The sequence below is a fragment of the Streptomyces xanthii genome, assembly GCF_014621695.1.
Taxonomy (GTDB): Bacteria; Actinomycetota; Actinomycetes; order Streptomycetales; family Streptomycetaceae; genus Streptomyces; species Streptomyces xanthii.
In genome coordinates this window covers 1290261-1308122 of record NZ_CP061281.1, presented here as the reverse complement: position 1 = coordinate 1308122, position 17862 = coordinate 1290261, and the positions used below count along the sequence as shown (strand labels likewise).

The following is a 17862-nucleotide window of genomic DNA, read 5'->3' as shown; positions in this document are numbered from 1 at the left end:
GCCGTCGTGGTTGCTCGCGCAGTTCCCCGCGCCCCTGGAAGGCGCACTTCGTGCGCCTCAGGGGTCAGTTGTTCGCGCCCGCGACGGAGTCGCTGAGTGTGAGTACAGCCTCGCGCCCGCGACGGAGTCGCTGCTCGTCCCCGGGGATTTGCCGCCCTAAGGCACCAGTACCACCTTGCCCGAGTTGCCCCGTGACTCGATCAAGGTGTGGGCGCGCGCCGCCTCGGTCAGGGGGAACTCGGCATGTACTGCCGGGGTCAGACGGCCCGTCAGGTGCAGATCCCAGAGCTCCTGGCGCCAGGACTCGTACAGGTCCGGGCGGTCCCGTGCGATCAGGGCCATCTGGAAGCCCGTCACCGACTTCGCCCCGAGCAGCAGGTCGTACGCCTCCACCGTCCCGCCCCCCGAGCTGTACGCCACCAGCCGCCCGTACGCGCCCAGCGCCCCGACGGCCGGCTTCAGCAGCGTTCCGCCCACCGCGTCCAGCGCGTAGTCCGCCGGCTCGCCCCAGGACTCCGCGTCGTACGTGACCACCGCGTCCGCCCCGAGCCCGCGCAGGAAGTCCCCCTTGCCCGCGTCCGAGACCGCCGCGGTGATCCACGACGCCCCCTGGATCCGGGCCAGTTGGAGTGCCAGGTGGCCGACCCCGCTCGCCGCCGCTGTCACGAGCGCCCGCTCGCCCGGCTCCGGCCGCGCCGCCCGCAGGGCCCCGTACGCGACCAGCCCGCTGCGGACGAGGGCCACCGCTGTGACGGCGCTCGCCCCCTCCGGCACCGGCGAGGCCATGGCGGCCCGCAGCACGGCGAACTCCGCGTAACCGTGCCCGAACACCAGGCCCGTGACCCGGTCGCCGACCCCGTATTCCGTCACGCCGGGACCGACCGCCACCACCTCACCCGCGACCTCCCCGCCGAGCGGGATCGGTTCCCGGGCCTCGCGGACCTTGCGGACGACGGGCAGGGTCACGCCGATCGCCTCGGCACGGACGAGGAGTTCACCCGGACCGGGCTCGGGGACGGGCGCCTCCTCCAGGAACAGGGCCTCGGGCCCGCCGCTGTGCTCGTACCGGACACGACGCATGCGTCGTCACCGCCTCAGGTCAGGTCTGGGACGTCATTCATTGGGAGCACCAACGATAGGGGAAGTTCATTGGGGAGTCCAACGAATTCTCGTTAAGGTGGGTCCATGAACGCCGCCCCGAGCACCATCCGCGATCTGCCCAGCTGGCTGCTCGGCCGGGCCGCCGCCCGCGGCCGCGCCCTCGTCGCCGAGGCGCTCGCCGAGCACGGGCTGAAGATGTGGCACCACGTCGTCCTGTGCGCCGTCGCCGATCAACAGCCCGTCGCGCAGGCCGATCTCGTGCGCAGCGTCCAGCTGGACCCGAAGGACATGGTCGGCGTGCTCAACGACCTCCAGGCGGCGGGGCTCGTCGAACGCCGCCCCGATCCGCGGGACCGCCGCAAGAACGCCGTCACCGCCACCGAGGACGGCACCCGCCTCGTCGCCACCTGCGCCCGCGCCGCCCGCACCGCGAACGACGCGCTCCTCGCCCCGCTCGGCGAGGACGAGCGAGCGGCCTTCATGGACATGCTGCGACGGATCACCGGGGAGACGGCGACGCGGACGTCCGGGTAGGCACGGCCGTCGGCGTAGGGACCCGGCCGGCGCAGGGGGCGCTCCCCGCCGGTCCGGGTCCCCGCCGCCGTGCAGCGGGTGGCACCGGGATCAATGAGCGGCCGCGGCCCGCAGCGCGACCCGGTGCTCGCCCGCGTACACGTTCATGGAGGAGCCCCGCAGGAAGCCGATCAGCGTCAGTCCCGTCTCGGCCGCGAGGTCGACGGCGAGCGACGACGGAGCGGAGACCGCCGCCAGCACCGGGATGCCGGCCATGACCGCCTTCTGCGCCAGCTCGAACGAGGCCCGGCCCGAGACCATCAGGACCGACCGCGACAGCGGCAGGCCCCCCTCCCGCAGGGCGCGGCCGACCAGTTTGTCGACCGCGTTGTGCCGGCCCACGTCCTCCCGCACGTCGAGCAGGTTCCCCTCCTCGTCGAAGAGCGCGGCCGCGTGCAGGCCCCCGGTCCGGTCGAAGACCCGTTGGCGGTCGCGCAGCCGGTCGGGGAGCGACGCGAGCACCTCTGGTTCGAGCCGGACCGGGGGAGTGTCGGAGATCGGGAACCGGGCCGTCGTGCGCACCGCGTCGAGGCTCGCCTTGCCGCACAGCCCGCACGAGGACGTCGTGTACACGTTCCGCTCCAGCGTGATGTCCGGCAGGACGACACCCGGGGCGGTCCGCACGTCCACCACGTTGTACGTGTTGGATCCGTCCTGCGTGGCGCCCGCGCAGTACACGATGTTCTGGAGTTCCGCGGCGGCGCCCAGCACCCCCTCGCTCACCAGGAAGCCCGCCGCGAGCGCGAAGTCGTCTCCCGGGGTGCGCATCGTGATGGCGAGCGGCTTCCCGTTCAGCCGGATCTCCAGCGGCTCCTCGGCGACCAGGGTGTCCGGCCGCGACGACACGTGGCCGTCCCGGACGCGGATCACCTTGCGCCGCTGCGTGACTCGTCCCATGTCCCGATCAGTCCCGGTTCTGTACGTGCTGGTAGCCGAAGCGGCCCTTGATGCAGAGGTTGCCGTGGGTCACCGGATTGTCGTGCGGGGAGGTGACCTTGACGATCTCATTGTCCTGGACGTGGAGGGTGAGGTTGCAGCCGACGCCGCAGTAGGCGCACACCGTCGTGGTCTCCGTCTGCGCCGCCTCGTTCCACGTCCCGGCGGCCCGCATGTCGAACTCGGACTTGAAGGACAGCGCGCCCGTCGGGCACACCTCGACGCAGTTGCCGCAGTACACGCACGCCGAGTCGGTGAGCGGGGCGTCGTGCTCGACGGCGATCCGCGCGTCGAAGCCGCGGCCCGCGACCGCGATGGCGAACGTGTTCTGCCACTGGTCGCCGCACGCGTCCACGCACTTGTAGCAGAGGATGCATTTGTCGTAGTCGCGGACGTAGAGGTCGTTGTCGACGCGCGGTTCCTCGCCGAGCCGCTCCGCGTCCGGGCCGAACCGGTCCGGCTTGGCGTCGTACTCCGCGATCCACTCCTCGATCCGCGGTGTCGTCGACAAGTCGACGGAGGACGCGAGGAGTTCGATGACGACCTTGCGGCTGTGCCGGGCCCGCTCGGTGTCCGTGCGCACCTCCATGCCCGGCTCGGCCTTGCGCGAGCAGGCCGGCACCAGGGTGCGCGAGCCCTCGACCTCGACGACACACACCCGGCAGGCGTTCTTCGGAGTGAGCGTGTCGCCCTGGCACAGCGTCGGGACGTCCTTGCCCGCGGCCCGGCAGGCGTCGAGGATCGTCGACCCCTCCGGCGCCCGCACGGACTCCCCGTCGATCGTGAACTCGAGCAGCCGCCGGGGGATCCCCAGCTCGACAGCGGTCATGACGCGTACGCCCCCAGACGGTCGATCGCGGACTCGATGGCGTTCCAGGCGGTCTGCCCGAGACCGCAGATGGAGGCGTCCCGCATGGTGCGGCCCACCTCGCGCAGCAGGGCGATGTCGTCGTCGGCCGCGATGCCCTCGCGCGCCGCGATCCGTTCCAGGGCCTCCTGCTGCCGCACGGTCCCGACCCGGCACGGCACGCACTGCCCGCAGGACTCCTCGCGGAAGAACTGCGCGATGCGCAACAGGATCCGGGGCAGCGGCAGCGTGTCGTCGAAGGTCATGACGACTCCCGAGCCGAGCGTCGTGCCGGCCTCGCGCGTCCCCTCGAACGTCAGCGGGATGTCCAGCTCGTCGGGCCGCACGAAGCCGCCCGCCGCGCCGCCGAGCAGGATCGCCCTCAGCGGGTTCGGGGTGCCGGCGAGGGCGAGCAGGTCGCCGAGCGTGGCGCCGAAGGGCAGTTCGTAGACGCCGGGCCGCTCGACGGCGCCGGACACGCAGAACAGCTTCGGCCCCGTGGACCGTCCGGTGCCGACGGCCGCGTACGCCGGGGCGCCCAGGGTGAGGATCGGCAGGACGTTGACGAGCGTCTCGACGTTGTTCGCGGCGGTCGGCTTGCCGAACAGGCCCTTCTCGACGGGGAACGGCGGCTTGGAGCGCGGCTCGCCGCGATACCCCTCGATGGACTGGAAGAGGGCCGTCTCCTCGCCGCAGATGTACGCGCCCGCCCCGCGCCGGATCTCGATGTCGAAGGAGAAGCCCTGGCCGAGGATGTCGTCCCCCAACAGACCGCGCGCGCGGGCCTGTTCGATGGCGTGGCTCATCCGGGCGAGCGCGGTCGGGTACTCGCCGCGCAGGTAGAGGTAGCCGTGGTGGGCGCCGGTGGCGTACGCGGCGATCGTCATCGACTCGACGAGCGCGTACGGGTCGCCCTCCATCACCACCCGGTCCTTGAAGGTGCCGGGCTCCGACTCGTCGGCGTTGCACACGAGGTAGTGCGGCCCGTCCGGCTGCGCGGCGGTCGCCTGCCACTTCCGCCCGGTCGGGAACGCGGCCCCGCCCCGCCCCACGAGCCCCGCGTCGGTCACCTCCCGGATCACCCCGGCGGGCCCGAGCGCGAACGCCCGCCGCAGGGCGGCGTATCCGCCGTGGGCGCGGTAGTCGTCGAGCGAGGCGGGGTCGACGGTACCGATGCGGCGGAGCAACACGAGGTCGGGCGAGCCGAGTTGGGGAACAGCCTGACCCGCCTCCGCATGTTCAAGCCCCTCCGGCGATCGAGGAGCGGGGTCCGGGGCCAAGCCCCGGAACGGTGCCAGAGGCGTGGCCGACGCCGAAGCCCCGGCCCGCACGAGAAGCGCCGCCGGCGCCCGCTCGCACATCCCGAGACAAGGCGACTCCTCCACATGCACCCCGGGCACGTCCGGCAGACCGCCGGAGGCCCCCGCACAGGCCAGATCCGTGCACACGTGCAGCACCGCGGAAGGACGCGGCCGCATCGAGAACATGGAGTAGAACGTGGCCACCCCGTACGCCTCCGCGGGCGGCACCGTGAGCCGCCGGCACAGATACGCGAGGGCTCCCTCGCTGATCCAGCCGACGCGGTCGTTGATCGCGTGCAGCCCCGGCAACAGCTGATCCCGCCGGTCCCGGGCGGCCCGCCCCCCACGCGCCCAGCGCAGATCGGCGTCCGACCGGTCCACCCACTCACCGGCGGGCGCCTCCCACGCGGACTCCGGCGGCCCGAGCAGCGCGTCGACCGCCGCCCGTTCCTCGTCCGTCGGCTTGCTGTCACCGAAGCGCAGATCCACGATTGCCTCAGCCCCTCACCGTCAGCTTCTCGGCGTTCTCGATCTTTTCGATCTTCTCGATCCGGATGGCCGACGCCTTGAACTCCGCCGTCCCGGCGATCGGGCAGTTCGCCTCGATCGTCAGCACGTTGGTGTCCACCTCGTCGGGGAAGTGCATGGTCATGAACGCGAGCCCGGGGCGCAGCCCCGGATCGACCCACACCGGCGCGGTCACGGTCCCGCGCCGCGAGGACACCCGGACCTCCTCGCCGACCACGACCCCGTACCGCTCGGCGTCCTCCGGGCACAGCTCCACGTACTCACCGCGCCGCAGCGGCGACGCGAACCCGCTGCTCTGCACCCCCGTGTTGTACGAGTCGAGGCGGCGGCCCGTGGTGAGCCGGATCGGGTACGACTCGTCGGTCAGGTCGACCGGCGGATCGTGCTGGACCAGGCCGAACGGCGCGAGCCGCCCGCGCCGCGCCGGATCGCTCTCCCACAGCCGGCCGTGCAGGTACGGGGATGGCAACTCCTCGGTGTCCGGGCACGGCCACTGCAGGCCCTGGTGCTCGGCGAGCCGGTCGTAGGTCATCCCGAAGTGGTCGGGGGACAGGGACCGCAGCTCGTTCCACACCGTCTCCGCGTCCGGGTACTTCCAGTCGTGACCGAGCCGCCCCGCGACCTCGCAGATGATGTCGATGTCCTCGCGGGCCTCGCCCGGCGGGGTGAGCGCGGCCCGCACCCGCTGCACGCGCCGCTCGCTGTTGGTGGTGGTGCCCTCGGTCTCGGCCCAGGAGGCGGTCGCGGGCAGCACCACGTCGGCGAGTTCGGCGGTCTTCGTCAGGAAGATGTCCTGGACGACCAGGTGGTCGAGGGCGGACAGGCGCCGTACGGCCTGTTCGCTGTCGGCCTCGGACTGCGCCGGATTCTCGCCGACGCAGTACACGGCGTGCAGCGAACCCTCCTCCATGGCCTCGAACATGTCGGTGAGCGTCATGCCGTAGCGCGCCGGGATGACCGTCTCCCATGCTTTCTCGAACTTGAGCCGCAGCCCGTCGTCGAGCAGGTCCTGGAAGCCGGGCAGCCGGTTGGGGATGGCGCCCATGTCGCCGCCGCCCTGCACGTTGTTCTGCCCGCGCAGCGGCTGCACGCCCGCGCCGTACCGGCCGACGTGCCCGGTGAGCAGGGCGAGGTTGATGAGCGCCCGGACGTTGTCGGTCCCGTTGTGGTGCTCGGTGATGCCGAGGGTCCAGCACAACTGGGCCCGCTCGGCGGTCGCGTAGGCGTGGGCGAGCTGCCTGATCGCGGCGGCTGGGACGCCCGTGACCTTCTCGGCGAGCGACAGCGTCCACGGTTCGACGAGCGCCTCGAACTCCTCGAAGCCGGTCGTCGCGCGCTCCACGAAGGCCTTGTTGTGCAGATCGGCCGCGATGATCTCGCGGGCCACGGCGTGCGCGAGCGGGATGTCGGTCCCCACGTTCAGGCCGAGCCAGCTCTCCGCCCACTCCGCGGTCGAGGTGCGGCGCGGATCGACGGCGTACATCCGCGCCCCGTTCCGTATCCCCCGCAGCACGTGCTGGAAGAAGATCGGGTGCGCGAAGCGGGCGTTGGACCCCCACATCAGGATCAGATCGGTGTGCTCGACCTCCTCGTACGAGGACGTGCCCCCGCCCGAACCGAACACCGCGGAGAGTCCGGCGACGCTCGGGGCGTGGCACGTACGGTTGCAGGAGTCGACGTTGTTGGTGCCCATGACGACGCGGGTGAACTTCTGCGCCACGAAGTTCATCTCGTTCGTCGCGCGGGAGCAGGACAGCATCGCGAAGGCGTCCGGGCCGTGCGCGGCGCGGGTGCGGGCGAAACCGCCGGCCGCCGCGTCGAGCGCCTCGTCCCAGGTCGCGGTCCTGAAGGGCGAGGTGCGGTCGCCGGGCACCTCCCGCACCAGGGGGCGGGTGAGCCGGGTGTAGGTCTTCGGGGTGCGGTCGCGCCGCTTCTGCTTCATGCGGCGTCCCTCCTCATACCGTGGGCGAGCAGGTCCGAGAGGGCGTGCACGGTGCGCAGGGTCGGCACCTCGACGCCCGTGATGTCCGCCAGCTCCACCACCGCGGCGAGCAGCACGTCGAGCTCCAGCGGCTTGCCGCGCTCCAGGTCCTGGAGCGTGGAGGTGCGGTGGTCGCCGACGCGCTCGGCGCCGGCGAGGCGGCGCTCCACCGAGATGTCGGGCTTGCAGCCGAGGGCCCCGGCGACGGCGAGCGTCTCGGTCATCATGATCTCGATGACCCTGCGGGTGCCGCCGTGCAGGCACATCTGCCGCATCGTGGCCCGCACGAGCGCGCTGATGGGGTTGAACGAGATGTTGCCGAGCAGCTTGATCCAGATGTCGGCGCGCAGATCCGGCTCGACGGGACACTTGAGCCCGCCGGCCTTCATCGCCTCGCTGAACTCGGTGCAGCGCGCCGAGACGGTCCGGTCCGGCTCCCCGATGGAGAACCGGGTGCCTTCCAGGTGGCGCACGATCCCCGGGCCCTCCAGCTCGGTCGCCGCGTAGACGACACAGCCGACGGCCCGCTCGGGCGCGAGCACGGCGCTGACCGCGCCGCCGGGGTCGACGCTCTCCAGACGGTGCCCGTCGTGGGGCCCGCCGTGCCCGTGGAAGTACCACCACGGGATGCCGTTCTGCGCGGCGATCACCGAGGTGCCCTCGTGCAGCAGCGGCTCGATGAGCGGCCCGCACGCCGCGTACGAGTTCGCCTTGAGGCCGAGGAAGACGTGGTCGACGGGGCCGATGTCGGCCGGGTCGTCGGTGGCGTGCACCCGTGCGGTGAAGTCACCGCGCGGGCTGAGGACCCGCACGCCGTCGCGCCTCATGGCCGCGAGGTGCGGTCCACGGGCGACGAGATGGACGTCGGCGCCGGCCCGGTGCAGAGCGGCTCCGACATACGCGCCGATCGCACCGGCGCCGAGGACTGCGACTTTCACTGGAGCTCCGTTCGTCGAGGGTGCCGGATACGCCCCGCTCGCACGGGCAGTGGCGGTCCGGGAAGCACGGAGGACCGTTGAACGGTCGATGGAATATTGTCTACAGTATGGAAGTTGGGTCGACAAGGGTCCGCGCACCGACCGGTTCCCGCACCCGCCCCGCGTCGGGGTGAGGCCCACCCCGACCGGCACAAAAGGTGCACACGCGTTCGCCGGGTGACCGGGTGGAACTCTCCAACAGGTGCGCCCCAATCCTGTCGCTTTACGTCACCTCGTACTCGTCAGTCGCTGACCAGACTGGAGGGCCCACCGATCGGCCAAGGGGGCCCCATGAACGGTTCACGCATCGTCGGCATCGGCCATTACCAGCCCGCGCGCGTCCTCACGAACGAGGACCTCGCGGAGATGGTCGACACCGACGACGAGTGGATCCGCTCGCGCGTCGGCATCCGCACCCGGCACATCGGGGGCCCCGACGAGCCCGTCGACGAGCTGGCCGCGGGCGCCGCCGCCAAGGCGCTCGCCGCCGCGGGCCTGACGGCCGACGCGATCGACCTGGTCGTCGTCGCCACGTCCACGGCGACCGACCGCTCCCCGAACACGGCCGCGCGCGTCGCCCGCCGGCTCGGGATCCCGTCCCCGGCCGCCCTCGACCTGAACGTCGTGTGCGCCGGCTTCACCCACGCCCTGGCCACCGCCGACCACACCCTGCGGGCCGGCGCCGCCACCCGCGCCCTCGTGATCGGCGCCGACAAGATGTCCGCCGTCGTCGACTGGAGCGACCGTTCCACCTGCGTCCTCGTCGGTGACGGCGCGGGCGCCGTGGTCGTCGAGACCTGCGCCGACGGTCAGGAGCCCGGCATCGGCCCCGTCCTGTGGGGCTCGGTCCCCGAGATGGGCAACGCGGTCCGCATCGAGGGCGAACCCCCGCGCTTCGCCCAGGAGGGCCAGTCCGTCTACCGCTGGGCCACCCGGCAGCTGCCCCCGCTCGCCCGCGAGGCCTGCGCCAAGGCGGGGCTCGACCCGGCCGACCTCGGCGCCGTCGTCCTGCACCAGGCCAATCTGCGCATCATCGAGCCGCTCGCCGAGAAGATCGGCGCGGTGAACGCCGTGGTCGCCCGCGACGTCGTCGACTCCGGGAACACCTCGGCCGCCAGCATCCCGATGGCCCTGTCCAAGCTGGTGGAGCGCGGGGAACTCGTCAGCGGACAGCCCGCCCTGCTCTTCGGCTTCGGCGGGAACCTCTCGTACGCGGGCCAGGTCGTGCGCTGCCCCTGAGGCGGGACGCCCCCGATGTGACGAGCAAGACTCCCCATGGCGCTGGCGATTGTGCTCGGTAGACTGTATTCCAAAGACAATCCAGTCCGACGAGCCATCCCGTGTCGTGTGCGAGGGGGACCCGATGTTGTCCACAGGACTGCCGCAGGGTGCGGTGCCCAAGCTCGAGCGCCCCGGACCGCTGCGCGAGCGCGTCTACGAGGCCCTGCTCGAACTCATCACGACGCGCGCGCTCCAGCCCGGCCAGCACCTGGTCGAGAGCGAGCTCGCCGGGCACCTCGGGGTGTCCCGGCAGCCGGTGCGCGAGGCGCTCCAGCGGCTGAACACGGAGGGCTGGGTCGATCTGCGCCCCGCGCAGGGCGCCTTCGTGCACGAGCCGACCGAAGCCGAGGCGGACCAACTCCTGTCGGTGCGCACGCTGCTGGAGGCGGAGGCCGCCCGCCTCGCCGCGGCCAACGCGGGCAAGACCGGCATCACCGCCCTCGAGGAGCTGTGCGCCCGGGGCGAGCAGGCGGTCGCCGACGGGGACGTGGAGCAGGTCGTCGCGACGAACGCGGCCTTCCACGCCAAGGTCATGGAGCTCGCGGGCAACGTGGTCCTCGCCGAGCTCGCCGGCCAGGTCGACCGCCGCGTGCGCTGGTACTACCAGCCGGTCGCCCGCCAGCGCGGCCGCCAGTCCTGGATCGAGCACCGCGACCTCATCGCGGCGATCTCCGCCCGCGACGAGGCGCGGGCCACCGAGGTCATGCGGGCGCACACCGAGCACACCCGCACGACCTACCACCACCGGGACCGCGACTAGCGCCGGTCCCCGTGCACCATGTCGACGTACTGCTGCGGCAGTTCGTCGAACGACAGCTTCGTGATGCTCATCGGGCCCGAGCTGTACGAGTCCTCGCCCTGGATCAGGCCGTTCTCGTCCACCGGCCACAGCAGCAGCTGCCGGTTCACGATCAGGTAGTCGGCGGACTCGTCGTCCACCGGGAAACCGAGCTGCGCCGCGTACGAGCCGGGGTAGACCTGCTTCAGGTTCCCCTCGGTGACCAGGCAGTGGTCGTCCAGGACGAGGCGCTCGATCTCGTACTCGAGGACATTGCTCCGCGAGGCGACGAATGCGGCGTAGTACGTGCGCACGCCGTCCGTGGTCTTCGGGCCGATGTCCTTGCCGGCGGACCAGAAGTGGTAGTCCGGCGCGGGGGACAGGGTGGCCATCAGGCGGTCGAGGTCCGGCTCGGCCTCGGCCTTCATGTGCTCGATCACCGCACTCAGCACCACACGGTGCCGCTCGTCCTTCGTGGCGGCGAGACGCTCCTCGAGCGGGGCCCAGGTGCGCTGCGAATCGATGACGGCCATAGGGCGGTTCCTCTTCTGGAGAAGGGCTCTGGGGGAGTTCGGGAGAAGGGCTCTGTGGGTGGAGCCGATTCTGCTCAGCGCGCCCCGGCACGGACAGCAGACGGCCGTCGGCGGATGGGCGGGCGACGGCCGACTCCTGTCGGGTGCCGCCGGGCCTACGCCGTGTCGCCCGCCGCTTCGCCCGTCCCGCCGTCCGCCCTCGTCCCTCCGTCCACGGCCGCGCCTTCCGCGGCCGCGCCTTCCGCCGCCGCCAGCTCCGCCGAGGACAGGGCCATCCGCCGCATCATCAGCACCAGCGTCGCCACGAACCGGTCGATCGAGTTCCCGAGGTCCCAGTCCGTCTCCGCCTCCACCCGGGCCAGCCGGCTCGCCACCGTGCTGTGGTGCACGTGGAGTTCGGCGGCGGTCCGGCGCAGCGAGCCGTAGACGCAGAACGCCTCCAGCGTGTCCACGTCCTGGGCGCCCGTCGCCGTCGCCGCCAGCGCGTTGATGTGCGCGATGCCGCGCGCCCCGAGCAGCCGGCCCGGCGGCACGTCGGCCAGCAGATCGAGCGGCCCGAGCCGGCCGAACGCCACCGCCCGCCGCCCGTACACCGTCGACGACGCGAAACGCAGCGCACGCCGCGCCTGCGCCCACGAGGTCGGCGCCGCGTACACGCTCATCCGCTCGCCGACGCCGATCCAGGGCCCGCGGGCACGCCCTTGCGCGGGGCGCGGCGGCGCGGGGACCGCGTCCGCGAGCGCCGAGTGCAGGGCGTCGCACAGGGTGCGGTCCTCGACCGGGGTCTGCGTGAGCACCGCGGTCAGCCCGTCGATCGGAGCCGAGCGGACGAGCCGCCCCGGGCAGAGCCGCTCGATCAGTTCGAGCACGGGGCCGACCCGGTCCGCGTACAGCGCCAGGACCCGTACGTCCCGGCCCGGGTCCAGGCCCGACAGCTCCACGGCGCGGCCCCGGTCGGTGCGCTGCTCGGTGTCGGAGAGCAGGACCTCCACCAGAGCCGGGTCGCCCAGGTGCAGATCGGAGCGGGACGGCGTGCGGACCTCCAGCATGCGCAGCGTGTGCGACAGCCGGTCCAGGAGGACGGGGTCCAGGGGGTGCGCGGGGCCCGTGCGTTCCAGCCAGACCTCCCGGTCCCCGGCGGGCATTCCCCCGGGCTGCCCGCCGGGCCGGTCGCCCTGCGGGCCGCGGCGGACGACGGCACCCGAGGCCAGCCGGGCGCCGACGCCGCACTGCGCGAGCGCGGCCGCCCGCCGTACGACGGTGTCCGCGTCGGCCGCCGACTCCCCGAGCCCGTCGAAGTACGCGACGATCCGCATCATCGCGTCGGGACCCGGCCCGAGCCCGGTCATCCGCAGCTGCTCGTGCTCCATCCCCGCAGCGTAATGAGGTGACGGCGGTCCGGAACAGAGATCGTCGGCGCCCCGTGAACAGGAGCCGCCGCACCGGGCTTTGTCCTGTGACTGGAGAAAGTCGTGGGTGATTCCTGCGCAACTTCTTCCCACACCCGGCAGGCGCTGCTACGTTCACCGTCGAAAGCAAGGCCACTGGAGCCCGAAGAGGCGGGGAGGGGCACGTGAGACGCATGACGGCTCGACCCGCGAACGCGCATCAGGCGCGCCTGCTGCGACTGCTGCGCGACGGAGGGCCCAACTCCCGGGCCCAGCTCGGTGATCAGATCGACCTCTCCCGGTCGAAGCTGGCCGTCGAGGTGGACCGGCTCCTGGAGACCGGACTCGTGGTCGCCGACGGACTCGCCGCCTCGCGCGGCGGCCGCCGCTCCCACAACATCCGGCTCGCTCCCGAACTCCGCTTCCTCGGCGTCGACATCGGCGCGACCTCGGTCGACGTCGCCGTCACCAACGCCGAGCTGGAGGTCCTCGGGCACATCACCCAGCCCATGGACGTGCGGGAGGGGCCGGTCGCGGTCTTCGAGCAAGTCCTCGCCATGGCTGCCAAGTTGAAGGCGTCCGGACTCGCCGAGGGGTTCGACGGAGCGGGCATCGGAGTGCCCGGCCCCGTCCGCTTCCCCGAGGGCGTGCCCGTCGCGCCGCCGATCATGCCCGGCTGGGACGGCTTCCCGGTCCGCGAGGCGCTCAGTCAGGAACTGGGCTGCCCCGTCATGGTCGACAACGACGTGAACCTCATGGCGATGGGGGAGCAGCATGCGGGCGTGGCCCGCCAGGCGCGCGACTTCCTCTGCGTCAAGATCGGCACCGGTATCGGCTGCGGGATCGTCGTCGGCGGTGAGGTCTACCGCGGGACGACCGGTTCGGCCGGCGACATCGGACACATCCAGGTCGAGCCCGACGGCAGGCCCTGCGCCTGCGGCAACAAGGGCTGCCTGGAGGCGTACTTCAGCGGCGCGGCACTCGCCCGCGACGCCGAGGACGCCGCACGGGACGGCCGCTCGCCCGAGCTCGCCGGACGACTGGAGTCGGCCGGGAAGCTCAGCGCGGCGGACGTCGCGGTGGCCGCCGCGGCCGGCGACGCCACCGCCCTCGACCTGATCCGCGAGGGCGGCAACCGCACCGGCCAGGTCATCGCGTCCCTCGTCAGCTTCTTCAACCCCGGCCTCGTCGTCATCGGCGGCGGGGTCACCGGCCTCGGCCACACGCTGCTCGCCGCCCTGCGCACCCAGGTCTACCGCCAGTCGCTGCCCCTGGCGACCGGCAACCTGCCCATCGTCCTGGGAGAGCTCGGCCCCACCGCCGGAGTCATCGGCGGAGCCCGCCTCATCAGCGACCACCTGTTCTCACCCGCGTAGCCCCTCCCGGGGCTCAGCACGCCACGCCCGGGCGGACGCCGCCGCCCGGCTCCGGAACAGCGCCACCCGCACCCGTGGGAACCCTCGTGTTCCCGCAGCATGCACACGTGTCACCAAGCGCCGCCGCACGCCCTTTCCCCGCGCCCTTCGAGGCCTTCGCTCTCCGACGCAGCACAGTGCTCCGCTCCGCCCTGCCCGAAAACAGACCTCCGCTCAGCCCTGCCCCGAAACCGGCCCGCACCCGTTCACAAGGGAACAGCCATGGCACCTTCGGCATCCGCACCACCGCTGCTCACCATGTCCGGCATCACCAAGTCGTTCCCCGGCGTCCGCGCCCTCGACGGAGTGGACCTGGAGGTCCGGGCCGGCGAGGTGCACTGCCTGCTCGGACAGAACGGCGCGGGCAAGTCCACGCTCATCAAGGTGCTCGCCGGCGCCCACCAGCCCGACGACGGTGCCATCACCTGGGCCGGCGAGACGGTCACCCTGCGCTCCCCGATCGCCGCCATGCGCCTCGGCATCGCCACGATCTACCAGGAACTCGACCTGGTGGAAGGCCTGTCCGTCGCCGAGAACGTCCACCTCGGCCATGAGCCGACCTCCGCCGGCTTCGTCGTACGGGGACGCGAGGCCAAAGCGTCGACGGCCGCCCTGCTCAAACGGCTCGGACACGGCGAGATCGACCCCGGCACCCTCGTCGGCGACCTCTCCGCCGCGCACCAGCAGATCGTCTCCATGGCCCGCGCCCTCTCCCACGACGTCCGGCTCATCGTGATGGACGAGCCCTCCGCGGCGCTCGACCCCGACGAGACCGACAACCTCTTCCGCATCGTCGGCGACCTCACCGCCGACGGCGTCGCCGTCGTCTACATCTCGCACCGCCTGGAGGAGATCCGCCGCATCGGCGACCGCGTCACCGTCCTCAAGGACGGACGTGCCGTGGCCGTCGGCCTCCCCGCGAAGGACACCCCGACCCGCGACGTCGTCTCCCTCATGACGGGCCGCAACGTCGAGTACGTTTTCCCCGACCGGCCCGCCGAAGAGCCGGTCGCGGAACCCGTCCTGACGGTCCGTGACCTCTCCCGCAGCGGCGAGTTCGCCCCGCTCGACCTGGACGTCCGCCCCGGCGAGATCGTCGGCCTCGCCGGTCTGGTCGGCTCCGGCCGCTCCGAGATCCTGGAGACGATCTACGGGGCACGGCGGCCGAGCAGCGGCACGGTCACCGTCGCCGGTACGGCCCTGCGCCCGGGCAGCGTCCGCTCGGCCGTCCGCGCCGGACTCGGGCTCGCCCCCGAGGAACGCAAGGCGCAGGCCCTCCTGATGCTCGAGTCCGTGACCCGGAACGTCTCCGTCTCCTCCATGTCCCGCTTCGCGCACGGCGGCTGGCTGAACCGGGCGGCGGAACGGGACGCGGCGCACCGCGCGACCCGCGACCTCTCCCTGCGCCCCGACGACCCCTCCGTCCCCGTGCGCACCCTCTCCGGCGGCAACCAGCAGAAGGCGGTCCTCGCCCGCTGGCTCCTGCGCGGCTGCAAGGTCCTGCTCCTCGACGAGCCGACCCGCGGCGTCGACGTCGGCGCCCGCGCCGAGCTCTACGCCGTCATCCGCCGCCTCGCCGACGAGGGCCTGGCCGTCCTCCTGGTCTCCAGCGAGGTCCCCGAGGTCCTCGGCCTCGCGGACCGCGTCCTCGTCCTGAGGGAGGGCAAGGTCGTCCACACGTCCCGAGCCCAGTCCCTGACCGAACACGAGGTCCTGGACCTGGTGATGGAAGGGGCTCCGGCATGACGGGCCCGTGGCCGTATCGGTCGGCGGCTCCGCCGCGGGGCGCGACCACAACCGCCGCCGCTGGGCCCTCCAGGGGCGCGGGGAACCGCCCGACCAGCCACGACGCACCGTCACTCGCCGAAGACAGGACGTGCCACGGCGACGGCGAGCGGCGCACCCGCACGAAGACGAACCCGCACCGAAGCAGCTCCCGCCCAGAAAGGACCCCGGCGCGATGACGCACCCCGCCACCCCCGCCCGCCCGGCGGAGCCGAAGCGCGCTACGGCCCCGCACAAGACCCCGCACCGAACCCTCCTGAGAACGGACCTGCGCACCCTCTCCCTCCTGGGCGTCCTCGCCGTCCTCGTCGTCATCGGCGGCGTCACCCAGCCCGACAGCTTCCTGGACACGGACAACGTCCAGCTGATCCTCACCCAGGCCAGCGTCATCGGCGTCGTCACCGTGGGCATGACCTTCGTGATCATCTCCGGCGGCATCGACCTCTCCGTCGGCGCGATCGTCGCCCTGGCCAGCGTCTGGGCCACCACCGTCGCGACGCAGGAGTACGGCTTCGCCGGCATCCTGTTCACCGCGATCGTCGTGGGCGTCGCCTGCGGCCTGGTCAACGGCCTCCTCATCGCGTACGGCGGCATGGTCCCGTTCATCGCCACCCTCGCGATGCTCGCCTCCGGCCGCGGTCTCGCCCTCCAGATCACCGACGGGAAGACGCAGGTCGTCACGGTCGACGGCGTGCTGAGCCTCGGCGAACGGGACTCCTACATCCTCGGCATCCCGCCCCTCGTCCTCGTCTTCGCCGCGGTCACCGTCATCGGCTGGCTCGTCCTCAACCGCACCACCTTCGGCCGCCGCTCCGTCGCGGTCGGCGGCAACGCGGAGGCCGCCCGCCTCGCCGGCATCGACGTACGCCGCCAGCGTCTGTACCTGTACCTGCTGTCCGGCCTGTGCTGCGGCATCGCCGCGTTCCTCCTGATCGTGCTCGCCGGTTCCGGACAGAACACCAACGGCAACCTCTACGAGCTCGACGCCATCGCCGCCGCGATCATCGGCGGCACCCTCCTCACCGGCGGCCGCGGCACCATCGTCGGCTCCGTGCTCGGCGTCCTGATCTTCACCACGATCACCAACATCTTCGCGCTGAACAACCTCCAGAGCGACGTCCAGCAGATCGCCAAGGGCGCGATCATCGTCGCCGCGGTCCTCGTCCAGCGACGTGACGCCCACTCCACCACCTGACCCCAGCCCACCACCTCTCGTGCCCCGGGAAGGGACGACGCCATGCCAGACATGACGAGCCGCAGAAACATCCTGTTCGGCGCGGCCGCAGCCGTCACCACGGGCGGCCTGCTCACCGCCTGCACCAGCAACGAGCCCAGCGACAAGGGCGGTTCGGGCGGCAAGCCCGCCGACCAGCCGGTCGCCGACGACAAGCCCGGCAAGCAGGTCATTATCGGCTTCGCCGGACCCCAGGCCGACCACGGCTGGCTCAACGCGATCAACGACAACGCCAAGGAGCGGGCGAAGAAGTACTCCGACGTCACCCTGGAGGCGACGGAGGGCTCCAACGACACCGCCGCCCAGATCGGCCAGGTCGAGACCCTTATCAACAAGAAGGTCGACGTCCTCGTCATCCTGCCCGCCGACGGCAAGGCCCTCACCCAGGTCGGCCTCAAGGCCATGCGCGCCGGCATCCCCGTCGTGAACCTGGACCGCATCTTCAACACCCCGCAGGCCTACCGCTGCTGGATCGGCGGCGACAACTACGGCATGGGCCTGAGCGCCGGCAACTACATCGGCGAGCAGCTCAAGGACAAGAAGAACGCGACGGTCGTCGAGCTCGCCGGGCTCGACAACCTGGAACTGACCAAGCAGCGCAGCCAGGGCTTCGACGACGCCCTGAAGAACTACCCGAACATCAAGAAGGTGGCCCGCCAGGCCGCCGACTTCACCGTCGAGTCGGGGCAGGCCAAGATGTCCCAGCTGCTCCAGGCGCAGAAGAAGTTCGACGCCCTGTGGAACCACGACGACGACCAGGGTGTGGGCGCCCTGCGCGCCATCAAGCAGGCGGGACGCGACGACTTCCTGATGGTCGGCGGCGCGGGCGCGCTCTCCGCCATGCAGGCCATCGAGGCCGACGACAGCGTGCTCAAGGCGACCGTCCTGTACCCGCCGACGATGGCCGCGTCCGCGATCGACCTCGCCCGCGCCCTCGGACAGGGCAAGGGGATCGGCGGCATGGCCGAGTTCGAGATCCCCGCGCACGTGACCCTGTACTCGGCCGTCGTCGACAAGAAGAACGTCGGTCAGTACATGCCGACCGGCTTCAGGTGACGGGTGCGGGCACGAGGCACCTGGCGATCACGGCGTGGACGAGGAGGACTTCCGCATGGCAGGCAGCAGCACGGGCCCGACGACGGTCCGGGAAGCGACGGGGGACGGCGGCGGAGAGGGGAGCGGCGCGAGCGGGCACAAGCCCGTG

The 17862-nt window shown here is 72.1% G+C and carries 15 protein-coding genes; 7 read left to right on the top strand and 8 right to left on the bottom strand.

What is annotated here, in order from left to right; all coding sequences use genetic code 11:
• Window positions 1–156 precede the first annotated feature (156 nt).
• The gene (locus tag IAG42_RS06060; protein WP_188335984.1) at window positions 157–1080 is read right to left on the bottom strand and encodes a quinone oxidoreductase family protein; all 924 of its coding nucleotides are present in this window, start codon (window positions 1078–1080) and stop codon (window positions 157–159) included.
• A 105-nt stretch (window positions 1081–1185) separates the two neighbouring features.
• Here IAG42_RS06060 and IAG42_RS06055 point away from each other — a divergent pair, with 105 nt between their 5' ends.
• Window positions 1186–1635: a MarR family winged helix-turn-helix transcriptional regulator gene (locus IAG42_RS06055; protein WP_188335983.1), complete on the top strand. Its 450-nt coding sequence runs from the start codon at window positions 1186–1188 to the stop codon at window positions 1633–1635.
• A gap of 90 nt (window positions 1636–1725) precedes the next feature.
• On the opposite strand, the gene fdhD is transcribed toward IAG42_RS06055, so the two are convergent.
• Genes fdhD through IAG42_RS06030 form a run of 5 tightly spaced genes read right to left on the bottom strand, consistent with a single transcriptional unit; the run spans window position 1726 to window position 8205 of the window.
• Window positions 1726–2571 carry a formate dehydrogenase accessory sulfurtransferase FdhD gene (gene fdhD / locus IAG42_RS06050; protein WP_188335982.1) on the bottom strand — a complete coding sequence of 282 codons (846 nt, stop codon included), beginning with the start codon at window positions 2569–2571 and terminating at the stop codon, window positions 1726–1728.
• A 7-nt stretch (window positions 2572–2578) separates the two neighbouring features.
• A complete protein-coding gene (locus IAG42_RS06045) occupies window positions 2579–3439 on the bottom strand; it encodes a 2Fe-2S iron-sulfur cluster-binding protein (protein ID WP_188335981.1) in 861 nt (286 codons plus the stop codon).
• Complete coding sequence (locus IAG42_RS06040) at window positions 3436–5247, bottom strand: NADH-ubiquinone oxidoreductase-F iron-sulfur binding region domain-containing protein (RefSeq protein ID WP_188335980.1); 1812 nt, start codon at window positions 5245–5247, stop codon at window positions 3436–3438. The genes IAG42_RS06045 and IAG42_RS06040 overlap by 4 nt, the downstream gene beginning before the upstream one ends.
• A gap of 7 nt (window positions 5248–5254) precedes the next feature.
• Window positions 5255–7228 (bottom strand): molybdopterin oxidoreductase family protein, encoded by a 1974-nt coding sequence (locus tag IAG42_RS06035; RefSeq protein WP_188335979.1) that lies wholly within the window; start codon window positions 7226–7228, stop codon window positions 5255–5257.
• The gene (locus tag IAG42_RS06030) at window positions 7225–8205 is read right to left on the bottom strand and encodes a 2-dehydropantoate 2-reductase (protein WP_188335978.1); all 981 of its coding nucleotides are present in this window, start codon (window positions 8203–8205) and stop codon (window positions 7225–7227) included. The genes IAG42_RS06035 and IAG42_RS06030 overlap by 4 nt, the downstream gene beginning before the upstream one ends.
• 330 nt (window positions 8206–8535) lie before the next feature.
• On the opposite strand from IAG42_RS06030, the gene IAG42_RS06025 reads away from it, so the two are divergent.
• Together IAG42_RS06025 and IAG42_RS06020 are read left to right on the top strand one after the other, a co-directional pair.
• The gene (locus tag IAG42_RS06025) at window positions 8536–9483 is read left to right on the top strand and encodes a beta-ketoacyl-ACP synthase III (protein WP_188335977.1); all 948 of its coding nucleotides are present in this window, start codon (window positions 8536–8538) and stop codon (window positions 9481–9483) included.
• A gap of 124 nt (window positions 9484–9607) precedes the next feature.
• Window positions 9608–10285 (top strand): GntR family transcriptional regulator, encoded by a 678-nt coding sequence (locus IAG42_RS06020; protein WP_188335976.1) that lies wholly within the window; start codon window positions 9608–9610, stop codon window positions 10283–10285.
• Here the strand turns inward: IAG42_RS06020 and IAG42_RS06015 are convergent.
• Window positions 10282–10836 (bottom strand): nuclear transport factor 2 family protein, encoded by a 555-nt coding sequence (locus IAG42_RS06015; RefSeq protein WP_188335975.1) that lies wholly within the window; start codon window positions 10834–10836, stop codon window positions 10282–10284. The genes IAG42_RS06020 and IAG42_RS06015 overlap by 4 nt on opposite strands.
• A gap of 155 nt (window positions 10837–10991) precedes the next feature.
• The gene (locus IAG42_RS06010) at window positions 10992–12206 is read right to left on the bottom strand and encodes a PucR family transcriptional regulator (RefSeq protein WP_188335974.1); all 1215 of its coding nucleotides are present in this window, start codon (window positions 12204–12206) and stop codon (window positions 10992–10994) included.
• A 212-nt stretch (window positions 12207–12418) separates the two neighbouring features.
• Here IAG42_RS06010 and IAG42_RS06005 point away from each other — a divergent pair, with 212 nt between their 5' ends.
• From IAG42_RS06005 to IAG42_RS05990, 4 genes are all read left to right on the top strand, one after another.
• Window positions 12419–13600 (top strand): ROK family transcriptional regulator, encoded by a 1182-nt coding sequence (locus IAG42_RS06005; RefSeq protein ID WP_188335973.1) that lies wholly within the window; start codon window positions 12419–12421, stop codon window positions 13598–13600.
• A gap of 297 nt (window positions 13601–13897) precedes the next feature.
• Window positions 13898–15385, top strand: coding sequence for a sugar ABC transporter ATP-binding protein (locus IAG42_RS06000; protein WP_188341215.1), 1488 nt, complete (start codon window positions 13898–13900; stop codon window positions 15383–15385).
• A gap of 214 nt (window positions 15386–15599) precedes the next feature.
• Entirely contained in the window at window positions 15600–16619 is a 1020-nt protein-coding gene (locus tag IAG42_RS05995; RefSeq protein WP_188335972.1) for an ABC transporter permease, read from the top strand.
• A gap of 42 nt (window positions 16620–16661) precedes the next feature.
• On the top strand, window positions 16662–17714 hold the full coding sequence (locus IAG42_RS05990; protein ID WP_188335971.1) for a substrate-binding domain-containing protein: 1053 nt from the start codon (window positions 16662–16664) through the stop codon (window positions 17712–17714).
• Window positions 17715–17862: the final 148 nt, after the last annotated feature.